We start from the raw sequence: 19,321 nt of genomic DNA on the forward strand, positions 1-19,321 counted from the left end.
TCACCGAGCTGGGCACGCCCCAAACGGTGGCCGTGGCATAACTACGTCTGGGGTTTGGGGAGACTCAGTCCCAAACCGATTTATGCAACAAGGCCCCGCGGATGCATTGTCGAAAATTGGGGTAAATATCTAAAAAATAGATATATCTGAAGTCAGGTCTTGCCTGTTTCATGGTCGGGTTGTTGATTATTTGCTATCGATGAGCATATGTTGATTGCGTATGGCTTTCAACAACCAAATGACAGAAGGCGCACCATGACGTGGGAGGAATGATGCAAGTCAGGTCTGTCTGATGCTTCATAGCGAAGATGCTGACGATGTGTGGCAGGAATGCTCAGCGCTTCCAGCCCGCTATCAGGCGCGCGGCATGTACCGTTTTTGACTTGAAGAGCTGATCGCCGGGCGACAGTTTTATGCGTGGCTGGCTACCACAGGACGGAGACCCTTAGCCGTGGCATGGCTCACGCCTTCTTGTCGATGCCCAGCATTCTCCACAACCCCGGATATTCTGATACCGCGCCAAAGTCGGTAACTTCCAGCCTGGCGCGGTAGTGGTGCTCGGGGGATGTGTAGTCGTAGGCGTGTGGGCTGACGCGGTGGTAGGTTTGCTGCAGCCTCTTCACCTGCCAATCATCGGCGTCCAGCCACACGGCAATGGTTGAAGCAGTCTCGGAGGCTTGCAGGTTCAAACGCCGTATGGCGTTGGTATTGCTGGCCGGGGTGAAGCCCAGGTCGATGTCGACCAGTCCGTCAAGGCCGTGATCGGGCTGCGCGTTGATGAGCCATGTTCCGCCGGCACCACGGGCGATGTGCAGGTCAATGTTTCTGGTGCCCACCCAGCCCTGCACGGTTGCTTCCTGGCTGGCCCAGTGGCTATCGCAGCGCAATTGGTAGTGCAGGTTGGCAGTGCTGGCAATGTTGCTCTGGTGGTGGAATATGGCTGTGCCTTCGATTGTCCAGCCACCCGGGCCTTGGGTGATGCGGCAGGCGTCCAGGCCTTCCTTGTCCAGGCATTTCCAGAGTACGGTGTACATGGGCTCACTCCTGATTTGGATGGTGGCGGACTCCATGGTGAACGCGCTATTCGTTCGCCGCTTTCAGCATTCCACCTTGGCAAACTCCACTGCCAGATGGTCGATCAGCGCGCGCACCGCGGGCAGCATGCCGCGGCGGCTGGCAAATACGGCGTGCACGGCTTCTTCGCGCGGGCCCCATTCGGGCAGCACGCGCACCAGGGTGCCGGCGGCAATCTGTTCGTGGATCATGATCATGGGCAGCTGCACGACGCCCAGGCCTGCCAGCGCCGCGCCGCGCAGGGCCACCATGTCGGTGGTGATGAGGCGGGGCTGGTGGGCTATGCTGATGGCCTTTTCCTCTGCATGCTGCAGGTGCCAGACGAACTGCTGCTCGGGTGAGCCGAGCCACAGGCTGGGCCAGGTCGAGAGATCCTGCGGCGCGCGCGGCTGGGCCTGGCGTGCCAGCAGGATTGGGCTGGCCACGAGGTGCTGCTTGTGTACGGAGAGCATGCGCACGGACAGTTCGCTGTCTTCGAGTGGCATGGTGCGTACGCGAATGGCCAGGTCCAGCCCTTCGCCGATGACGTCGACGCGGCGGTTGGTGGCATCGAGCTGCACCGTCACATCGGGGTACATCACCATGAAGTCGGTGAGCATCTTGTGCGCCAGCTCGTGCAGCAGGGTGATGGGGCAGGACAGGCGTACCACGCCGCGCGGGGTAGCCTGCACGGCTTCCACGCTGCGCTGGGCCGCATCGGCCTCCACCAGCATGGCCTTGCAGTGCTGGTAGTAGGTCTGGCCGATTTCGGTGACGGCAAATTTGCGGGTGGATCGCAGGAGCAGGCGCACGCCCAGGCGCTCTTCCAGCAGGGCAATGCGGCGGCTGAGCTTGGATTTGGGCATGCCGAGCGCGCGGCCGGCTGGGGCAAAGCCACCGTGGTCCACCACCTGGACAAAGTAATACAGGTCGTTGAGGTCTTGCTGCATGGGCGGTTTCTATATCGTTCTTCAAATAGAACGAATTAGGCCAATTATGCCCTCTAGTGCGAGCAGTGTTCCATCTCCATAATTGCAATACGGCCTCCGGCACGATGGACTGGCGGGCCATAGAAGGAAATACTCTCATGAAAAACGTTCTGCAGGTTCAAGACGCACCCCGCCAGCACTGGGTGGGCGATGGCTTTCCCGTGCGTTCGCTTTTTTCGTACCAGAGCCATGGCAAGGCGCTCAGCCCTTTCCTGCTGCTCGATTTTGCCGGCCCTGCCGAATTCACTCCCGCCACCACGCCGCGCGGCGTGGGCCAGCACCCTCACCGGGGCTTCGAGACGGTGACCATCGTCTATGACGGTGAAGTGGCGCACCGCGATTCGACCGGCCAGGGTGGCGTGATCGGGCCTGGCGATGTGCAGTGGATGACGGCGGGCGCTGGCATTCTGCATGAGGAGTTCCACTCGCCCGCCTTCACGGAGAAGGGCGGCCCGCTGCGCATGCTGCAGCTGTGGGTGAACCTGCCAGCCAAGGACAAGAGTGCGCCTGCGGGTTACCAGGGCATTGGCAATGCGCAGATTCCTGCGGTGGCGCTGCCCGGCGATGCGGGACAGGTGCGGGTGATTGCCGGCAGCTACGCGGGGCAAACGGGCCCGGCCCGCACTTTCACGCCGATGAATGTGTGGGATGTGCGCATCCGCGCCGGGCAGACGGCCACGCTGGAGTTGCCCGATGGCTGGAGCACGGCGCTGGCCATGGTGGAGGGTACCGCGTTGGTCAATGGCGAGCATGTGGCGCGCGAAGCGCAGCTGGTGGTGATGGAGCAATCCGGTACCACGGTCACCATTGAGGCCAACAGCGATGTGGTGCTGCTTTTGATGAGCGGCGAGCCTATCAACGAGCCCATCGTCGGCTATGGCCCGTTTGTGATGAACACGCAGCAGGAGATCGTGCAGGCAGTGAACGATTTCAACAGCGGCAAGTTCGGCAGCATGCGGGCGTGACAGGGTTTTGCCAAAATGGCTGCCAGCGCTTGATGGGTAAGCGCTGACAGCTATCAAAAGCATAGAGCGCGATAGACGCAAAAAACGGACACCTCGGTGTCCGTTTTGCTGTGTGGCACTCTGCCATGCCGGGTTGCCCCGGCGGTGGCATGACCGCCTGTTTGCCAGCTACTTATTAGTGGCTTTAATGGCTTACCAGTTGGCCTTCATGCGGTCATACACCCAATCACCAAAGCGGCGGTGCGCTTCGGGCGTGTAGTTGATCTTGTCGGAAAACACGTACTGCGAGATCTTGCCGCTGTCGACCACGGTGTCGATGGTGCACAGCGACGAGTTGATCTGGCCTGCACCGATGCCAATGCCGTTGGTGGCATCCACGGTGGTGCACAGCGGGTCGGTGTTGTTGGTGAAGTTGAAGTTGCCGGGGTTGCCGGTCATCGAGTTGAAGTAGTACTGCACGTCGGAGTACAGCACCTGGGTGCCGTCCAGATCCACCAGGGAGACCTGCATGGTCTGGTTGAACGCGTTGGTGGCGTCTTCCAGCGTCTTGGTGGGCTGGGGGTCGGCGGCCGGGTTGGCGGTATCGAGGCCCTTGGCCCACAGGGTGCGCGAGACGTTGGGGGTGCCAATGGCCAGCACGCGCGGCGCGCCAGCCACATGCAGGCGGCGCACCTGGTCGGCCATCTGTTTGCCTGCGGTCTTCATGTTGGCCAGGTACTGCTCCACGGTGGTGGTGCCAGCCAGCACTTCGTTGTAGCCCGCAATCACATCGCTCATGCCGCCGCTCAGCAGCACAAACTGCTTCTCGGGGAACTTGGGGTTGGCGGCCAGGTAGCTGTCGATCTGCGAGGTGATGGACGGAGCGTTGGTGCCGGTGGCATCGGGCAGTGCCACCCGGGCATTGCCTTGGGCGTAGGCGGTGCCGCCGGCGCGTGCTGCCGTCAAGGTCAGGTCATAGCGGTAGGCGATCTCGCGCGTCCAGTTGTTTTGGAGGCCGTCGGTGGTGGTGACGGAGTAGGGCCGACCGTTGGAGTTCTGGCCCAGGTCGGACATTGCGTCGCCGAAGGTGATGATGCTGTCGGGGCGAACACTGTTCGCCGTGGTGCTAGAGCCGCAAGCCGCCAGCAGAGCCACCGAGGCAGCTGCCGCGGCGGTCAACAGGGTACGGTGCATCCAGTTTTCTGCCATGTAGGTTCTCCAAATTTGTAGTGCGTAGTGTAGCGAGGCTGGGGGGGACCACCAAAGCACTGAGGTAAAGAGTGGTAAACCTGTATGGGCACCGCAGAGGCGCAGTCGTACGCTCGGGTTCTTACAACCAACAGCAACAGGAGACAGCATGCACGCGCAACGATTTCAAGCCGCCCGCTGGGCGCGGTGGGCTCTGTGGACGGGTGCGGCTGCCGCCGCTGCATTGCTGAGCGCCTGCGGAGGGGGCGGCAGCGATGACGACGACACCCGAGTGACCACCGTGAAGGTGATGGGCGACAGCCTGGCCGACAGCGGCACCTTTGGCTACAAATTCACCGTGCAGGCAGCGCAGGCGGTGGGTGAGGGATCGACCCCGCTGTGGGTCGATCAGGTGGCCACGCAGTACGGCACCAGCCTGTGCGCGCACTACCGTTTCAATGGCAGCAGCTTTGCCGCACAGGCCAATTGCACCAACTATGCCATTGGTGGGGGCCGTATCAACTACCTGCAGTCGGCCAGCTCGCCGCTGTCCATTCCGCAGCAGTTGCGCGATGCGGCGGCGGTGGGCTTCGGCAAGGGAGACTTGCTGCTGATCGACGGCGGTGGCAACGATGCCTCGGATCTGGTGACGGCCTACCTGAGCGCGGCCACCGACCAGGGCGCGGCCTACCAGGCTCTTTTGTCCACCCAGCTTGATGCCGCTACGGTACGAGACTTGATGGGCAAGGGCGCCAGCGGGCTGGCAACGGCAGGGGGGGCCTATCTGCAGGCCTTGGCCAAGAACTGGGCTGCCACCATCCGCAGCCAGACGGTGGACAAGGGCGCGCTGCGAGTGGCGGTGCTCAACATGCCCGATGTCAGCCTGACGCCCAAGCTCCGCGTGGTGTTGCAGGCCGTAGCGGTGCAGCAGGGCGAGGCGGCCGCGCAGCAGCTGCAGGCGCTGATCTCGGGCTGGGTGCGCGCCTTCAACCAGCAGCTCGCCAACAGTCTGGCGGGCGATACCCGTGTGGCCGTGGTCGATTTTTACGCTGCCTTGAACGATCAGGTGAGCCAGCCGCAGAAATACGGCTACACCAATGTGACGACGCCCGCCTGCCCGGCCAGCGGCGCAGATGCCAATGGCCTGCCCCAGTATGACTTGGCAACCTGTACGGCAGCGGGTTTGTCTGCCCGCATTCCTGCAGGCCAGACTTCGGCGGACTGGTGGCAGCGCTATGTGTTTGCCGACAGCTTTCACCCAACGCCACGCGGCCATACGCAGTTGGGTGTTGCCGTCAGCACGCGTCTGGTGCAGGCAGGGTGGTAATTTGCTATAGAAAAAAGAGCTTCTGGCGCTTGTTTAATAAGCGCCAGCAGCCTTTTTTATCAGGAATTGCGTTGTGCGTTGTATCAACCGGCCGCTGCGGCGCGCTGCAGCCGGTCGGCCACGCCTTCCCAGTCGGCCGTCTCGGGCGGTGTCTCGATCCAGATCAGCTTGGCGCCCCAGTCGTCAAAATTGCGCAGCATGCCAAACAGCTCGCGCGCCACGGCCAGTGGTGCCTCTGGCATGCGGCGCAGCAGCAGGTGCGTGTTGCCGGCTTTCAGAGGGCTGCGGTGGTAGATGGCGATGTTCTTGCCATCGGCGCCCAGAATGTCGAGGGCCGATTGCAGCTGCTTGGCATCCATGAGCCGTACCTTGGCATTGGGCGCATAGTGGGCCAAAAGCGTTCCTGATGCACGAGGGGTATGCGCAGGCAGCTCTTCTTTTGAGAGCGGCTGCATGCCGCAGACGCGTGCAATGTCGTCGCGCGTGATGGCGCCGGGGCGCAGCAGCACGGGCACGCCGCGCGTGCAGTCGACGATGGTCGATTCGATGCCGACCTCGCAGGCACCGCCATCGAGCACCAGAAGGTCGTCGCCAAACTCTTCGGCCACATGGCGGGCGGTGGTGGGGCTGACGCGGCCAAACTTGTTGGCGCTGGGCGCAGAGACACCCCAGACGGGAGGATCGAGCTGCTGGCAGGCCTGCAGCACGGCGTGGGCCACGGGGTGCGATGGGCAGCGCAGGCCTACGCTGTCCTGGCCGCCGGTCGAGGCCTTGGCGGCCTGCGGCAGGCGCGGCAGGATCAGCGTCAGCGGGCCGGGCCAGAAGGCGTCGATCAGCTGCTGGGCAAAAACCGGCACTTCCTTGGCGTAGCGGGTGATGGCGTCGGCGCCCGCCACATGCACGATCAGCGGATGGTTGGCGGGCCGCCCCTTGGCAGTGAAGATCTGCGCCACGGCGGCATCGTTGTCGCTGTCTGCTGCCAGCCCGTAGACCGTTTCAGTGGGCAGGCCGAGCAACCGGCCCGCCTGCAGGGCAGCAGCAGCGGTCTGGACCGAGGTGTCCAGCGTTCCATCCAGAATCACATCAAGTCCTTAAAACGCTTCGATACCCAGGATGGCGGCTGCCTTCAGCGCCGTCTCGCGTGCCTTCTCGGGCGTGGCGGCAGTGATGTTCAGGTGTCCCATCTTGCGCCCGGGCTTGGCATCAACCTTGCCATAGAGGTGCAGGTGGGCGCCGGGCAACTGCAGAATCTCGTCCCAGGCTGGCGTTTTGGCCACACCGCCGCTGAACCACAGGTCGCCCAGCAGGTTGAGCATGATGGTGGCGCTGTGCTGGCGCGGCTGCACCAGCGGCAGGTTGGCCATGCAGCGTACCTGCAACTCGAACTGCGACACATCCAGCGCATTCTGGCTGTAGTGGCCACTGTTGTGCGGGCGCGGCGCAATTTCGTTGACCACCAGCTGGCCGTTTTCCAGCACGAAGAACTCTACGCAGAGCACGCCCACGTAGTTAAGGCCAATTGCTACTGATTTTGCAGCTGCAATTGCTTGTTCGGCTTGCGTGGCGGGTACATTTCCTGCAAAAACCTCGGTCACGGCCAGAATGCCGTCGCGGTGCAGGTTGCGCTGCACGGGCAGGTTGACGATGTCACCGTTGCGGCTGCGGGCCACGATGACCGAGCATTCGTGCGCCAGCGGCAGCATTTTCTCGAGCACGCAGGCCACGTGCTTCAGTTCGTCCCAGGCGGCCACCAGTTCGGCGCGGGTCTTGACGCGGATCTGGCCCTTGCCGTCATAGCCCATGCGGGCGGTTTTCAGGATCCCGGGCAGCAAGGCGTCGTTCACGGCGGCCAGCTGCGCTGCGGTCTCGATCACCGCATAGGGCGCGCAGGGCACGCCGCATTTCACGAAATGGGCCTTTTCTGCAGCGCGGTCCTGTGCAATCGCCACGGCAGAGCCTGCGGGCGATACCGGCAGGCTGGCTGCGAGCTGGTTCAGGACACCAGCGGGCACATTCTCAAACTCGGTGGTCACGGCGTCGCACAGGCGAGCCAGCTCTGCCAGGCCTTGTGCGTCTTCGTAGCCGGTGCGGATGTGGTGGTGGCTCACCAGGCCCGCGGGGCTGGTTTCGTCCTTGTCCAGCACGGCGGTGAAGTAGCCCATGGCCTGTGCGGTCTGCACGAACATGCGGCCCAACTGGCCGCCGCCCAGCACGCCGAGGGTGGCGCCCGGCAGGATGGGGGCTGTGTCCTTGGCGGTATGGCTCATGCGTTCACCGGCAAGGTCATGTTGCGGGCCGCTTCGGTCTGCTCGGCGCGGAAGGCGTCGAGCTTCTTGCGCAGCGCGGCATCCTCATTGGCCAGCAGGGCCACGGCGAACAATGCCGCGTTGGCGGCACCGGCGTTGCCGATGGCAAATGTGGCCACGGGCACGCCCTTGGGCATCTGCACGATGGAGTGCAGCGAATCGACGCCTTGCAGGTGGCGGCTCGCCACGGGCACGCCCAGCACCGGCACGGTGGTTTTAGCGGCTATCATGCCCGGCAAATGGGCGGCGCCGCCTGCGCCTGCGATGATGGCCTTAAGGCCCCGGTCCGCTGCGCTCTCGGCGAAGCGGAACATATCGTCTGGCATGCGGTGCGCCGAGACCACCTGGGCTTCGAAGGCGATACCGAATTGCTGGAGAATGGCAACTGCGTGCTGCATGGTGTCCCAGTCGCTGCTGGAGCCCATGACCACGCCAACTTGGATGGGTGTCATAGTGTGCGTTGGCGGGTGCCCCAGGCAACAATGCCGGCCCCGCGCCAGGGTGGAACCCGCCATTTTACTTTTTGCAGTGAAGCTGCCTGATCAACACGGATTTTTAGCGACATGATCGACGTCACCATTCAGAATTTTGAAGCCGAAGTCATTGCAGCCTCGATGCAGGTGCCAGTGCTGGTGGACTTCTGGGCGCCCTGGTGCGGCCCCTGCAAGACCCTGGGCCCGATCCTGGAAAAGCTCGAAGTCGAGTACGCCGGCCGCTTCAAGCTGGTCAAGATCGATTCCGACCAGGAGCAGCAACTGGCGGGCATGTTCGGTATCCGCTCCATCCCCACCTGTGTGCTGATGATTGCCGGCAAGCCGGTGGATGGCTTCATGGGCGCTCAGCCCGAAGGCAAGCTGCGTGAGTTTCTGGACAAGCACCTGCCTTCAGAGGCGGAAATGGCTGCCGAAGCAGGCGCCGGCGAAGCACAGGCGCTGCTCGACAGCGGCGATGTGCAATCGGCCCTGCAGATGCTGCAGGAGGCGCTGGCTGCCGATCCGGCCAATGACGATGCACGCTTTGACTATGTGCGCCTCTTGATCCAGACCGGCGCGCTCGATGAAGCCGAGGCCCAGCTTGAAGAGCCGCTCAAGCGCATTCAGCATCCGCTGCGCTTCGAGGCGCTCAAGGCCTGGGCCCAGGCCATCCGCTTTGTGCACGAAGACGACCGCGGTGAATGGCCCCTGGAGCAGTTCGACGCGCTGATTACCGCCAACAAGCGTGACTTTGACACCCGCTTTGCCAAGGCGCGGGTGCTGATGGCCGAAGGCCAGTGGATGGCCAGCATGGACGAGCTGCTGGAGATCATCATGCGCGACAAGACTTGGAGCGACCAGGCGGCCCGCAAGCTTTACATTGCCATTCTGGAGCTGCTCACGCCGCCCAAGCCCAAGGATGCAGGTGCCGTACCGGGTAAAACCGCAGGCGGCATCGAGCTGACCGGTAAGGCTGGCAAGCAGGAAGACGAGCTGACAGCCATGCTGAGCAGCTACCGCCGCCGCCTGAGCATGGCGCTCAATTGAGCCCTTGCAGGTGCGCCGCCACCGGGCCAACCCTACACCCCGTTGCAACTGCGGCGGCGTAGGGCTCTGGTTTGCACCTATACTGATAGCAGCAAAGCGGCAATGGGCGCGCGCAGGTGCCCAATTCGGGCGTGCGATGGCCTACAGGAATTGGCAGACACGGCGCTCGGAGCGCATGGGGCGTGCCGCGATCGCAGGAGAGCAAATACCATGGGACTGTGGCAAAAACTGTTCGGCTGGCTGAACCCGTCGGCCACAACGGCTGCCCATACAGAGGCGGGCGCAGCGCTGCAGACCGCACCGGGGGGCACGTCGCCTTCCGGTTACCAGGCTGCCCATGAGCCAGCGTTCGATCCCCACGCCGAGCTAGTGGCCCCCACGCCTGTGGCGGATGAGCGTGACATCCCCGGCCCGTCTGACAGCGCGCAATTCCAGGACGCAGAAGACGCCGCTGCGCAAGACACCAACCAGCCCGATCTGTTTGAAGCGGCCGCACAGGCCGAAGCTGCGCGGCTGGCTGCCATTCCTGCGGTCATCAACAACCCGGGCCTGCGCGATGCGCTGTCCACCTATGCTGGCATCGCCTGGGATCGCCAGATTGACTTTGCCGAAAAGGTGGGTGACCGCCCCTGGTCGGCCGATACCAGCCAGGGCCTGATTGCGTTTGGCGATGACCTGCGCTTTCGCATGCAGGTGCTGGGCTCGTACGCGTTTGAATCAGGGTCGTGGCAATGGATCTGGGCCAACACCCAGGCCGAGGTGGCACCCGCGTTCACCGAAGTGGCCCGCCAGCTGCTGGGTTTTGGCAATGCGCAGCAACTGGCACTGTTCACCCAAGCGCGTTCTGCGCTGCGCGAGGAAGACCTGCATACCATCGGCCTGATTGCCGCTGGCGCTGACGAGAGCGCAGGTTACTACCTGGGCAATTACGGCGAAGGCATTCTGCTGGCGCTGATCGACCCGGGCCACGGTCTGCCTGCACCGGCGGCCAGCAAGCCCGAGCGTGTGCTGACCGTTGTGCCCCAGCTCATCAGCGAATTCGAGCTGAACCACCGCCTGCTGCTGCGCCACTACCTGGAGGCCAAGGGCTTTGCCGTGCAGGACGAGGGCGGGCAGATCACTGCGAGCCAGGGCGCCAACCGTGTGAGCGCCAAGCTGGATGCGCAGGGCCGCATCACTGCCATCAACGGCAGTCTCAGCGGCTAAAACCTAGTGCGAAAACGGCTGCTGGCGTCTATCCCATCAGCGCATTGCTATCTAAATTGATAGCAAATCTGTTTTGAGCGGGTTTTTCAGAACCGGAAATCGAGCGATTTGCTGCTTGCGCCAACGTCCACGGTCTGGCTTTTTTCGCGGCCATCCTTGGTAGTGGCTGTCACGGTGTACTTGCCGTGGGGCAACTGCAGCAGGCAGATCGGACCCGAGGCGGTAAACGTTGCCGTGCTGGCGCCGCTCAGGCGCACGGACACATCGGCAAGGTATTCACCATCTGCGGCGGCGAACAGCAGGGCCAGCGGATAGCTGGGCATGTCGCTGCGCATGGCGGTGGATTCGTCCAGTCCAATGCCGCCGCAGCGGTATTGCACGGCACCGACACTCTGCATGGGCGGCGGCTGCTGTGCCTGCACGGCGTTGCTGGCCAAGCCTATCGCCACGAGGGCAATGCCTGCCAATGACTGCGGAGAAGAGGAAAACCATTGCATGCTGAACTCCTGGAGACAAGGGCGCGAGTGAGCGCGCCAATACAGGCTGCAGCTTGCAACTGCGTGGCGGGCTGCATTTTTGCCATGTATCCGAGCTTTGCATGCATAGGCGCGGCTCCCTGTCAGCCGCGGCGCATGCAGCAGGTCAGCGGTGCCAGGGAGTTGGGGGCGCCGGGGGCTCATGTCCAATGAGAACGGCGACCTTGGTCGCCGTTGTGCCTAGAACCGTGCGGTTGGGGTTAAAAGCGTTCCAGCTCCGGGTGCTTGATCGCTCCCGCGCGAACCAGCATCTTGCCGTATTCGGCACAGCGGTTGAGCGTCGGAATCACCTTGCCGGGGTTGAGCAGGCCCTCTGGATCGAAGGCCGCCTTGAGGGCCAGCATCTGCGCGTTTTCCTCCGCAGAAAACTGCACGCACATGCTGTTGAGCTTTTCCACGCCCACACCATGCTCGCCGGTCACAGTGCCACCCATGGCGACGCTGGTCTCCAGAATGTCGGCGCCGAACTGCTCGCAGCGGTGCAGTTGGTCGGGATCGTTCGCATCGAAGAGGATCAGCGGGTGCAGGTTGCCGTCGCCTGCGTGAAAGACGTTGGCGCAGCGCAGGCCGTATTTCTTCTCCATCTCCTGAATCGATAGCAGGATATCGGCCAGGCGCTTACGCGGAATGGTGGAATCCATGCACATGTAATCGGGGCTGATGCGGCCGCTGGCGGGGAAGGCGTTCTTGCGCCCGCTCCAAAAGCGCAGGCGCTCTTCCTCGTTGTTGCTCACGCTGATGGCCGTGGCGCCTGCCTGGCGCAGCACGTGGGTCATGTGGGCAATCTCTTCGGCTACTTCTTCAGGCGTACCATCGCTTTCGCACAGCAGGATGGCTTCGGCCGTCAGATCGTAGCCAGCGCGCACAAAGTCTTCGACGGCAGCAGTCATGGGCTTGTCCATCATCTCCAGCCCTGCCGGGATGATGCCGGCGGCGATCACCGCTGCCACGGCGTCACCCGCCTTGCGCACGTCATCAAAGCTGGCCATGATGCAGCGCGCCAGTTGTGGCTTGGGGATGAGCCTGACCGTCACCTCGGTTGCCACTGCGAGCATGCCTTCGCTGCCGATCACGGCGGCCAGCAGGTCGTAGCCAGCCACATCGAGCGCCTCGCTGCCGAATTCAATCGGCTCGCCCGCCACGGTAAATCCCTTGATCTTGAGCACGTTGTGCACGGTGAGGCCGTACTTGAGGCAGTGCACGCCGCCCGAGTTTTCGGCGATGTTGCCGCCAATCGTGCAGGCGATCTGGCTCGACGGGTCGGGCGCGTAGTACAGGCCGTAGGGCGCCGCCGCATCGCTGATGGCCAGGTTGCGCACTCCGCACTGCACCACGGCCGTGCAGGCGGCGGGGTCCACGCGCAGGATCTGGTTGAAGCGCGCCATCGACAAGGTCACGCCCAACGCAATGGGCAGCGCGCTGCCGGAGAGGCCTGTACCCGCGCCGCGCGCTACCACGGGCGCCTGCAGCGCGTGGCAGGTCTGCAGCACAGCTTGCACCTGCTCATATGTCTCGGGCAGGCAGACGACCAGCGGGCGCTGGCGGTAGGCCGTCAGGCCATCGCACTCATAGGGCGTCGTGTCCTCGTCGTGCCACAGCAGGCAGTCATCGGGCAGCACCTTGCGCAGGGCGGCAACCACTTCACGCTGGCGCGTGGCACGGTCTGCGGTAGAGGTCGGGGGGGAGGCGTTAGCGGACATGCCCCCAACTGTATCGCCATTGGCAGGCGCTGTGGGAAAGGGGCGGGGTGGGAGAGTCGGGAAATCAAAAATAAGAGCTGCTGGCGCTTGAAGGGAGTGGTCTTCAGGCAGAAACTGCAGCAGACAGCCATGCAGCAAGCTTTGTTGTGCGGCACGGCGGCAATTTCATGGCGTGGCAAGCTTGCTGATATAGGCCATGGCGGCTTGTCCATGCGGCTGCAGGAACAATTCCACATCCTGCCCCGACTGGGGGAGGCGCAGGCGGTGGATGCCTTCGGTGACCGGCTGGCTGCACTGGAATTTCAGCGTCCATTGGTCTATACGGCGGTCCACGGCTGCGTGGGTCACATTGACCAGGGTGAGCGTTGTTCCGTTTTCCAGCGTGAATATCGTCCCTGCGAATGCCACGGGGTTGTGCATCAAGGCGTCTGCGGAAGAGGGCTGCGATACCAGTGCGGCGAGCACGGGCGAGCCACTGGCTGCCACCGCCACGCCGGTCAACGCCCGCTTTGCAAAATTCCTGCGATCCATGGCGGCCTCCTTGAGCCTGGTAAAGAGTGAAAGCCGATGACCGGCTCTGCAGACATACATGCCATTTTGACAAAAAATGATGCAAAATGCTTCTAAATATTTCTTTGGTTGGTGTGCGCCTTGGACATGGCAGGCGTGATGCCTGATTGGAAGGAGATCCGATGAGCGAATTTTTTATAGGGCAAGTCATGATCTCTGGCTTCAATTTCGCGCCCAGGGGATTTGCGCAATGCAATGGCCAAATATTGCCTATTGCCCAGAACCAAGCCCTTTTTTCGTTGTTGGGGACGCAGTATGGCGGCAATGGCACGACCAACTTTGCCTTGCCGAATCTGAAGAGCCGCACGCCCATTGGCTCCGGTAATTCTGTTGACCCAGGCTGGAACCCTTCTCCTGCCAGCATTGGCCAGGTAGGCGGCGTCGAAAATGTCACGCTGCTGTCCACCAATCTGCCATCACATACCCATACTCTGCAAGCAACTACAGCCACAGGCACTACCCGTATCCCCAAGGGAAACGCATTGGCAAGCAGTGCTTCAACGGCAATTTACGGGGCAGCACAGACCACGGTTTCCCTGTCGCAACAATCCGTTGCGCAGACGGGCAACACCCAGCCGCACTCCAACTTGCAACCCTATTTGACGCTGAACTTCTGCATTGCCCTGCTGGGGATCTTTCCCTCGCGCGATTGAGCTGCATGAGGCGGATGCCAAGCTTTCAAGACGATTTACGAGGCCTTATCCATGAGTGAACCTTATGTTGGCGAAATACGCATGTTTGGTTTTTGGCGCGTCCCCAATGGCTGGTTTGCCTGCGACGGAAGCCTGAAGTCCATAGCCGAAAATGAGGTGCTTTATGCACTTATTGGTACCACTTACGGGGGGGATGGGCAGGTCACCTTTGCAGTACCTGACATGCGCGGGCGGTTGCCGATTCATCAGGGGGCTGGGCTGGGGCTGAGTCCATACGCCCTCGGACAAAAAGCGGGTACAGAAACCGTCACACTGATTTCCTCGCAGATGCCGGCCCATACGCACACAGTATTGGCAAGTACAGCGGCTGCAACATCGAAATCGCCGACATCCAACCAAGTGCTGGCCGCCATCAGTGGGGACGGACTGTATGCCACCGAGGTTGCGGGAGACCCCATCGCAACCCATTCGCAAACTGTGGGTACTGCGGGAGGCACCCAGCCCCATGAAAACACGATGCCGACCTTGGCAGTGAATTTTTGTATCGCCTGGGCAGGCGTCTTCCCTTCGCAAGGGTAAGTGGCAGTGCCCAGCTGTGCACCGGAGACCTTTCAGAGGTAGTACACCATGTCTGAACCATTCATTGGCGAGATCCAGATTTTTGGCTTCAACTTTGCTCCCAGGGGTTGGGCGTTCTGCAGCGGAGCCACAATGCCCATTCAACAAAATACCGCGCTCTTTTCATTGCTGGGTACCCAGTATGGCGGTAACGGGCAGACCACCTACCAGCTACCCAATCTGACCGGGCGTGCTGCATGCAACCAGGGGCAAGGGCCAGGTTTGACGCCTCGTGACATTGGCGAGACTTTTGGCTCTGGAGCAGTGACCCTGACCTTGCAGCAAATACCTAACCATACCCACACCCTGCAGTTTTTCAACCAAGGTGATCCTGCCAAACGCCTGTCCACACCGCAGGCGAATGCGGCGCTCAATCTGCCGTCGCAAGCTGCATCCAAGTTCTTTGCTCCGGCTGGGGCGATGGCTCCGCTTGCGGCTACTGCGCTTCAGCCCGCAGGCGGCTCTCAACCTCATGAAAACCACCAGCCCTACCTGGCCTTGAATTTCTGCATTGCCCTGCAAGGGGTGTTCCCCTCATTCGGTTAATTGCGCAGTTGCGGGAAGGGCGGATGGGGTGCAGCAGCTTCCATCATTTCCAGGCTCCCGGTACGCGATACCACAGCCTGCTGCATGGGCGGTGCGCGGCCTGTCACTACGGCATGCCTGTGATGAAGACCTGCCCTGGCTGCAGATGCTCTACAGCCAGTCACGCGAAGCCGAGCTGGCCCCGGTGCCCTGGCCTGCAGCCATCAAGGCCGCTTTTCTGGAGAGCCAGTTTGCGCTGCAGCACCGGCACTTTGTGCAGGCGGGTACAGGCACCACCTGGTGGATCGTGTGCCAGAAGAGCGCAGGTGGCACTATTCAACCCATTGGCCGTTTGTACCTTGCCGAGGGTGTGCACACCGTCACGGTGGTGGATATCTGTCTGCTTGGTACGCACCAGTCGCAAGGGGTAGGCACGGCGTTGCTGTGCCAGGTGATGAATGAAGCAGCCCGGGCTGGGCGATCGGTAAGCCTGCATGTGGCGCATGGCAATCCCGGGGCATTGCGGCTCTACCAACGGCTGGGGTTTGCCGTGCAGGAGGATGTTGGCAGCCACTTGCGGATGCAGTGGCTACCGCCAACGGCAAGTTCGGTGCTTTCCTAGTTGAAAACGGCCTGGTAGAGAAAGCCCGTGGCGTCGCGTGCCACAGGCACCACGAAGATGGCCTGATCGCCCATGCTCGCATGGCGCATGGAATAGGTCTGCTGTGGAAACAGCACCGCCGATTCGTTGCGAAACACCAAGGAAAACGGCTGGCGGTACAGTTGCGCCCCACCCGACGATTGCAGCGGCTGTACCTCTACCAGCTGGAAAGGCACTTCGGAATCGGCCAGCAGTCCTACGAATACCGTACCGACATGGGGCTGGAAGTCTTCCAGCGTCAAGAATCTCACCTCAGGGCTCCCATTATTTGTTGTGCCAGGCGCCGCCCTTGCGGCGCGGCGCCTGGCGCCACGCCATCGCCGTCAGCAGCAGCGCAAGCAAGGCCAGCATCCATTCCGACTGGCTAGGTACCGGCACTGCCTCTGCGCTCGCTTGCGCAACACCAAACCCACCAGGATCGGCAATGACGCCGTTGGCCACCAGATCGTCGTCGCCGGTCAGTCCATCTGTCAGCGTGTAGGTGACCGTGTTGGAGCCAAAGCTTGCAGGGTATGCATACCAGGACGGCGCCTTGTTGGGCTGTGGTCCGTATTTCCAGTACTGTGCGCCGGCGGGGATGGCCGTTGGGTAGGTCAGCTCTACCGTGATCGCAGATCCCACATCGCAACCCGTGGTCTTGAAATCGAACAGCCCGTGCGGGAAGCTGACACCGGCCAGGGGTGTAGTCATCTCGGATGCGGGCAGGTAGCGGCTCGTATCAAATCCGCAACCGGCGCCGCCGCCGCTGAGTGTGGCCGTGATGATGCCGGTCCCGCTGGGTGATGGCGCGGAATAGCTCTTGGCGCTGGGAATACCGGTTTGCGCGGCAGACGCGGGGCCGGGCCCCACTTCATTGGTGGCGCTGACCGTGCAACTGTAGGTGGTGCCATTCGTCAGCCCCGTGATCTTCAAGGGGGAGCTGGTTCCGCTGACCGTGGTGGTACTTGCGCCGCACGAGGCGCTGTAGCCCGTGATGGCGTTGCCGCCATCGGAGGAGGGCGCTGCAAAGGTGATGGAGAGCTCTGCATTGCCTGCCGCTATGGCCGTGATGGACGGTGCACCGGGCACGGTCGCCGGTGTAACGCTGACTGCCGCAGATGCTGCGCTTGAGCCGATGGCATTGCGTGCGGTGACGGAGCAGCTGTAGGCCGTGCCGTTGGTCAGGCCGGGAACCATGATGGGGCCCGTGGCGGCGGTGACGGACACAGGGCCCGGCAGGCAGGTGGCGGTGAAATCGATCACGGCAAGGCCATTGGGGGCGGCGGGCGTGAAGTCAATCAATGCCTGCCCATTGCCCCGGGTGGCGAGCCCGATGGTTGGCGCGTCCGGCACGAGGCCTGGGGTCACGCTCACCGTGGCCGATGGCACTCCGGGCCCAGCGGGGTTGCTGGCCGTCACGGAGCAATCATAGGCGGTGGCGTTGACCATGCCTGTCACCACCAGTGGCGAGCTGGTGCCGTTTTGTGTGCGAGTGGGGGCGCTGGCAGCGCTGCAGCTGGCGGTGTAGCCTGAGACGGGGCGGCCTCCGTCAGCCACAGGAGGGGTGAATGTCACCGTTGCCTGCGTATTTCCCGGCGTTGCGCTGGAGATCGTGGGTGCCCCAGGCGGGCCAAATGGCGTGACTGATGCGAGTGCAGATTCGGCGCCAAAGCCTGCCGCGTTCCGTGCAGCAACCGTGCAGGTATAGGCGGTGCCATTTGCCATTCCGCCCACTTCGATCGGTGAACCCGGCCCTGTTGCGGTCAGGCCGCCACTGCAACTGACCCGGTAGTCGCTGATGGGAGCGCCGCCGTTGCTGGCAGGTGCTGAGAACACAATCGATGCTTTTCCGTTGAGCGGGTCCGCACTGGTGATGGTGGGGGCTGCGGGCATGGTTCTGGGCGTCACACTCAGCGCGTTCGATGGCGTACTGCCCAGAGCGTTGGTGGCCAACACCACACAACTGTAGGTGGCGCCGTTGCTCAACCCGGCCACCGTGATACTGGGCAGCGTTCCGTTTTGGGAGATGGTCCCTGGATCGCACACTGCCGTGTAACCGGTAATGGGATCGCCGCCATCAGACGAAGGAGCGCTGAACGTCAAGGTCGCTGAAGAATCGGCAGGCTGAACGGCAGTCAGCGAGGGGGCCTGCGGGGCGCCCTTGGGCATCACGGAAACGTTGCCAGAGGGTGCACTGGGGCCGATGGCGTTGGTGGCCGTGACGGAGCACGTATAAGTGACACCGTTGGTAAGGCCCGTCACTTCAATTGGCGATGCAGTGTCTGTCTGGCTGATCGACCCGCAGGTGGCGGTATAGGACTGGATGGCGCTGCCTCCATTGGAGGCTGGCGGAGTGAAGGCGATCTGGGCCGTACCGTTGCCGCCGATTGCCGTGCCGATGACTGGCGCACCCGGCACGGTGGCATTGGCCACCACGATGGTCAAGGTGTGTATCTCGTTGTAATCGGTATTGGGGGCGACAGGGTTCACCGAGGCATCACTGACCAGCAACTGCACTGCGTGGCTACCCGGCACGGTAGGTGTTCCGGTGATACTGCCGGAGGGGGAGAGCGTCAAGCCTTGCGGCATCACATTGCTGGGTTGCAATGAAAGCGTCAATGGCGCTACCCCACCCGGAACGGGTACCTGGGCAGAGGCAGGCATTCCGGTGGCCAGGTGGATCGTTGCAGGCGAAATCGACAGATCGGGATTGGCCAGGATGCCGGCATAGGACTTGGTGCCGCTGACTGTCAGGCTGTCCGTCGCCCTGACCGTGAAGCTGTAGTTTCCGCGCACAGTCGGTGTGCCGGAGAGCAGTCCGTCCGGGGACAGCGTCAATCCGTCTGGCAATGTGCCGGTGCTGATCACATAGCCGTAAGGCGCGGTGCCTCCGGTAGACGTGAGCGTGGTGTTGACGGCCGCGCCAGCTTGCAGCGCCAGGTTGCCTGGTGCAACAGTGATGCTGGAGCCGGAGGCAGTGATGGTGATGTTGAAAACCAGCCAATCCCCTTGCGGGTCTTCCAACGTGAAGGTATCGGAGGACGTGGCCGAGCCGTCATGGCTATACGTCACAAACTGCTGGCCGTTGATATCAGGGCCAACCACCGCCGTGCCATGCAGTGGGGCTACGGGCTGGTTGGGCGGGGCCACCACACCCTCGCCAAAACCAAAGTTGTCCGGGCCGTCAAAAGTCGAGATGTTGATGGAGACGCTGCCACCTGATGCCACCGAAGCGGGCTGCGGTGAATAAATGGAAGACGCGGCCCAGAGCCGCGTGAGCGGCACCAGGCACAAGGCGCAAAGTAGAAAAAATCCCCATATCGGTTGTCGATAAAGTGGCTTCACGGCTGCGCTTTCCGAAGAAATGGATGGCTGGTGGCGCAGATGAGGCTGTTACGGGATTTTGCCCAAATGCGTCAAATTGTGAACCAAGTATAACAATGCGACAAATTGAGTGCGACTTCTTTTTTGCGTTGCTGCAAATCGCCAGCCAATGCGTCGGCGTGGTTTTGTCGAAGCTGCAGGGACGGTGGCAGGGCAGGCCTC

Annotated in this window: 19 protein-coding genes; 8 read left to right on the plus strand and 11 right to left on the minus strand. The window is 62.4% G+C overall.

Annotation, left to right across the window (positions count from 1 at the left end):
• Positions 1-461: 461 nt before the first annotated feature.
• Together ABIE32_RS09235 and ABIE32_RS09240 are read right to left on the minus strand one after the other, a co-directional pair.
• Complete coding sequence (locus ABIE32_RS09235) at positions 462-1,034, minus strand: putative glycolipid-binding domain-containing protein (protein WP_429015426.1); 573 nt, start codon at positions 1,032-1,034, stop codon at positions 462-464.
• Positions 1,035-1,097: 63 nt separating this feature from the next.
• Positions 1,098-2,003 carry a LysR family transcriptional regulator gene (locus tag ABIE32_RS09240; protein WP_224150520.1) on the minus strand — a complete coding sequence of 302 codons (906 nt, stop codon included), beginning with the start codon at positions 2,001-2,003 and terminating at the stop codon, positions 1,098-1,100.
• Between the two features lie 137 nt (positions 2,004-2,140).
• On the opposite strand from ABIE32_RS09240, the gene ABIE32_RS09245 reads away from it, so the two are divergent.
• On the plus strand, positions 2,141-3,007 hold the full coding sequence (locus ABIE32_RS09245; protein WP_429015427.1) for a pirin family protein: 867 nt from the start codon (positions 2,141-2,143) through the stop codon (positions 3,005-3,007).
• A 192-nt stretch (positions 3,008-3,199) separates the two neighbouring features.
• On the opposite strand, the gene ABIE32_RS09250 is transcribed toward ABIE32_RS09245, so the two are convergent.
• Positions 3,200-4,195: an SGNH/GDSL hydrolase family protein gene (locus tag ABIE32_RS09250; RefSeq protein WP_224150518.1), complete on the minus strand. Its 996-nt coding sequence runs from the start codon at positions 4,193-4,195 to the stop codon at positions 3,200-3,202.
• A 148-nt stretch (positions 4,196-4,343) separates the two neighbouring features.
• Here ABIE32_RS09250 and ABIE32_RS09255 point away from each other — a divergent pair, with 148 nt between their 5' ends.
• Entirely contained in the window at positions 4,344-5,501 is a 1,158-nt protein-coding gene (locus ABIE32_RS09255) for an SGNH/GDSL hydrolase family protein (RefSeq protein ID WP_224150517.1), read from the plus strand.
• An 83-nt stretch (positions 5,502-5,584) separates the two neighbouring features.
• Here the strand turns inward: ABIE32_RS09255 and ABIE32_RS09260 are convergent, their stop codons facing one another.
• From ABIE32_RS09260 to purE, 3 genes are read right to left on the minus strand one after another with little or no spacing between them, the layout of a single operon-like run.
• Complete coding sequence (locus ABIE32_RS09260) at positions 5,585-6,583, minus strand: L-threonylcarbamoyladenylate synthase (protein ID WP_224150516.1); 999 nt, start codon at positions 6,581-6,583, stop codon at positions 5,585-5,587.
• Positions 6,584-6,592: 9 nt separating this feature from the next.
• On the minus strand, positions 6,593-7,768 hold the full coding sequence (locus ABIE32_RS09265) for a 5-(carboxyamino)imidazole ribonucleotide synthase (RefSeq protein ID WP_429015428.1): 1,176 nt from the start codon (positions 7,766-7,768) through the stop codon (positions 6,593-6,595).
• Positions 7,765-8,259 (minus strand): 5-(carboxyamino)imidazole ribonucleotide mutase, encoded by a 495-nt coding sequence (gene purE / locus ABIE32_RS09270; RefSeq protein ID WP_224150514.1) that lies wholly within the window; start codon positions 8,257-8,259, stop codon positions 7,765-7,767. Before purE ends, ABIE32_RS09265 begins: the two co-directional genes overlap by 4 nt.
• 111 nt (positions 8,260-8,370) lie before the next feature.
• Between purE and trxA the strand changes: the two genes are divergently transcribed.
• Together trxA and ABIE32_RS09280 are read left to right on the plus strand one after the other, a co-directional pair.
• Complete coding sequence (trxA, locus tag ABIE32_RS09275; RefSeq protein ID WP_224150513.1) at positions 8,371-9,327, plus strand: thioredoxin; 957 nt, start codon at positions 8,371-8,373, stop codon at positions 9,325-9,327.
• Positions 9,328-9,537: 210 nt separating this feature from the next.
• A complete protein-coding gene (locus ABIE32_RS09280; RefSeq protein WP_429015431.1) occupies positions 9,538-10,533 on the plus strand; it encodes a DUF6882 domain-containing protein in 996 nt (331 codons plus the stop codon).
• Positions 10,534-10,619: 86 nt separating this feature from the next.
• Here the strand turns inward: ABIE32_RS09280 and ABIE32_RS09285 are convergent, their stop codons facing one another.
• The 3 genes from ABIE32_RS09285 to ABIE32_RS09295 form a co-directional block, all read right to left on the minus strand.
• Positions 10,620-11,030, minus strand: a complete 411-nt coding sequence (locus ABIE32_RS09285) for a hypothetical protein (protein ID WP_429015432.1) — start codon at positions 11,028-11,030, stop codon at positions 10,620-10,622.
• 239 nt (positions 11,031-11,269) lie between these two features.
• Positions 11,270-12,769, minus strand: a complete 1,500-nt coding sequence (locus ABIE32_RS09290) for an FAD-linked oxidase C-terminal domain-containing protein (RefSeq protein ID WP_224150510.1) — start codon at positions 12,767-12,769, stop codon at positions 11,270-11,272.
• 165 nt (positions 12,770-12,934) lie between these two features.
• Positions 12,935-13,300 carry a hypothetical protein gene (locus tag ABIE32_RS09295; protein ID WP_429015434.1) on the minus strand — a complete coding sequence of 122 codons (366 nt, stop codon included), beginning with the start codon at positions 13,298-13,300 and terminating at the stop codon, positions 12,935-12,937.
• Between the two features lie 161 nt (positions 13,301-13,461).
• Here ABIE32_RS09295 and ABIE32_RS09300 point away from each other — a divergent pair, with 161 nt between their 5' ends.
• From ABIE32_RS09300 to ABIE32_RS09315, 4 genes are read left to right on the plus strand one after another with little or no spacing between them, the layout of a single operon-like run.
• Positions 13,462-13,992 carry a phage tail protein gene (locus ABIE32_RS09300; RefSeq protein ID WP_429015435.1) on the plus strand — a complete coding sequence of 177 codons (531 nt, stop codon included), beginning with the start codon at positions 13,462-13,464 and terminating at the stop codon, positions 13,990-13,992.
• Positions 13,993-14,043: 51 nt separating this feature from the next.
• Positions 14,044-14,571 (plus strand): phage tail protein, encoded by a 528-nt coding sequence (locus ABIE32_RS09305; RefSeq protein WP_429015436.1) that lies wholly within the window; start codon positions 14,044-14,046, stop codon positions 14,569-14,571.
• A 48-nt stretch (positions 14,572-14,619) separates the two neighbouring features.
• Positions 14,620-15,156, plus strand: coding sequence for a phage tail protein (locus ABIE32_RS09310; protein ID WP_429015437.1), 537 nt, complete (start codon positions 14,620-14,622; stop codon positions 15,154-15,156).
• Between the two features lie 28 nt (positions 15,157-15,184).
• Positions 15,185-15,757 carry a GNAT family N-acetyltransferase gene (locus ABIE32_RS09315; RefSeq protein WP_429015439.1) on the plus strand — a complete coding sequence of 191 codons (573 nt, stop codon included), beginning with the start codon at positions 15,185-15,187 and terminating at the stop codon, positions 15,755-15,757.
• On the opposite strand, the gene ABIE32_RS09320 is transcribed toward ABIE32_RS09315, so the two are convergent.
• Positions 15,754-16,047 carry a DUF6916 family protein gene (locus ABIE32_RS09320; RefSeq protein WP_429015441.1) on the minus strand — a complete coding sequence of 98 codons (294 nt, stop codon included), beginning with the start codon at positions 16,045-16,047 and terminating at the stop codon, positions 15,754-15,756. The two genes, ABIE32_RS09315 and ABIE32_RS09320, sit on opposite strands and share 4 nt — an antisense overlap.
• A 13-nt stretch (positions 16,048-16,060) precedes the next feature.
• Positions 16,061-19,060, minus strand: coding sequence for a fibronectin type III domain-containing protein (locus ABIE32_RS09325; protein ID WP_429015717.1), 3,000 nt, complete (start codon positions 19,058-19,060; stop codon positions 16,061-16,063).
• Positions 19,061-19,321: the final 261 nt, after the last annotated feature.

This window comes from Comamonas sp. 4034, from assembly GCF_050434545.1.
Taxonomy (GTDB): Bacteria; Pseudomonadota; Gammaproteobacteria; order Burkholderiales; family Burkholderiaceae_C; genus Comamonas; species Comamonas odontotermitis.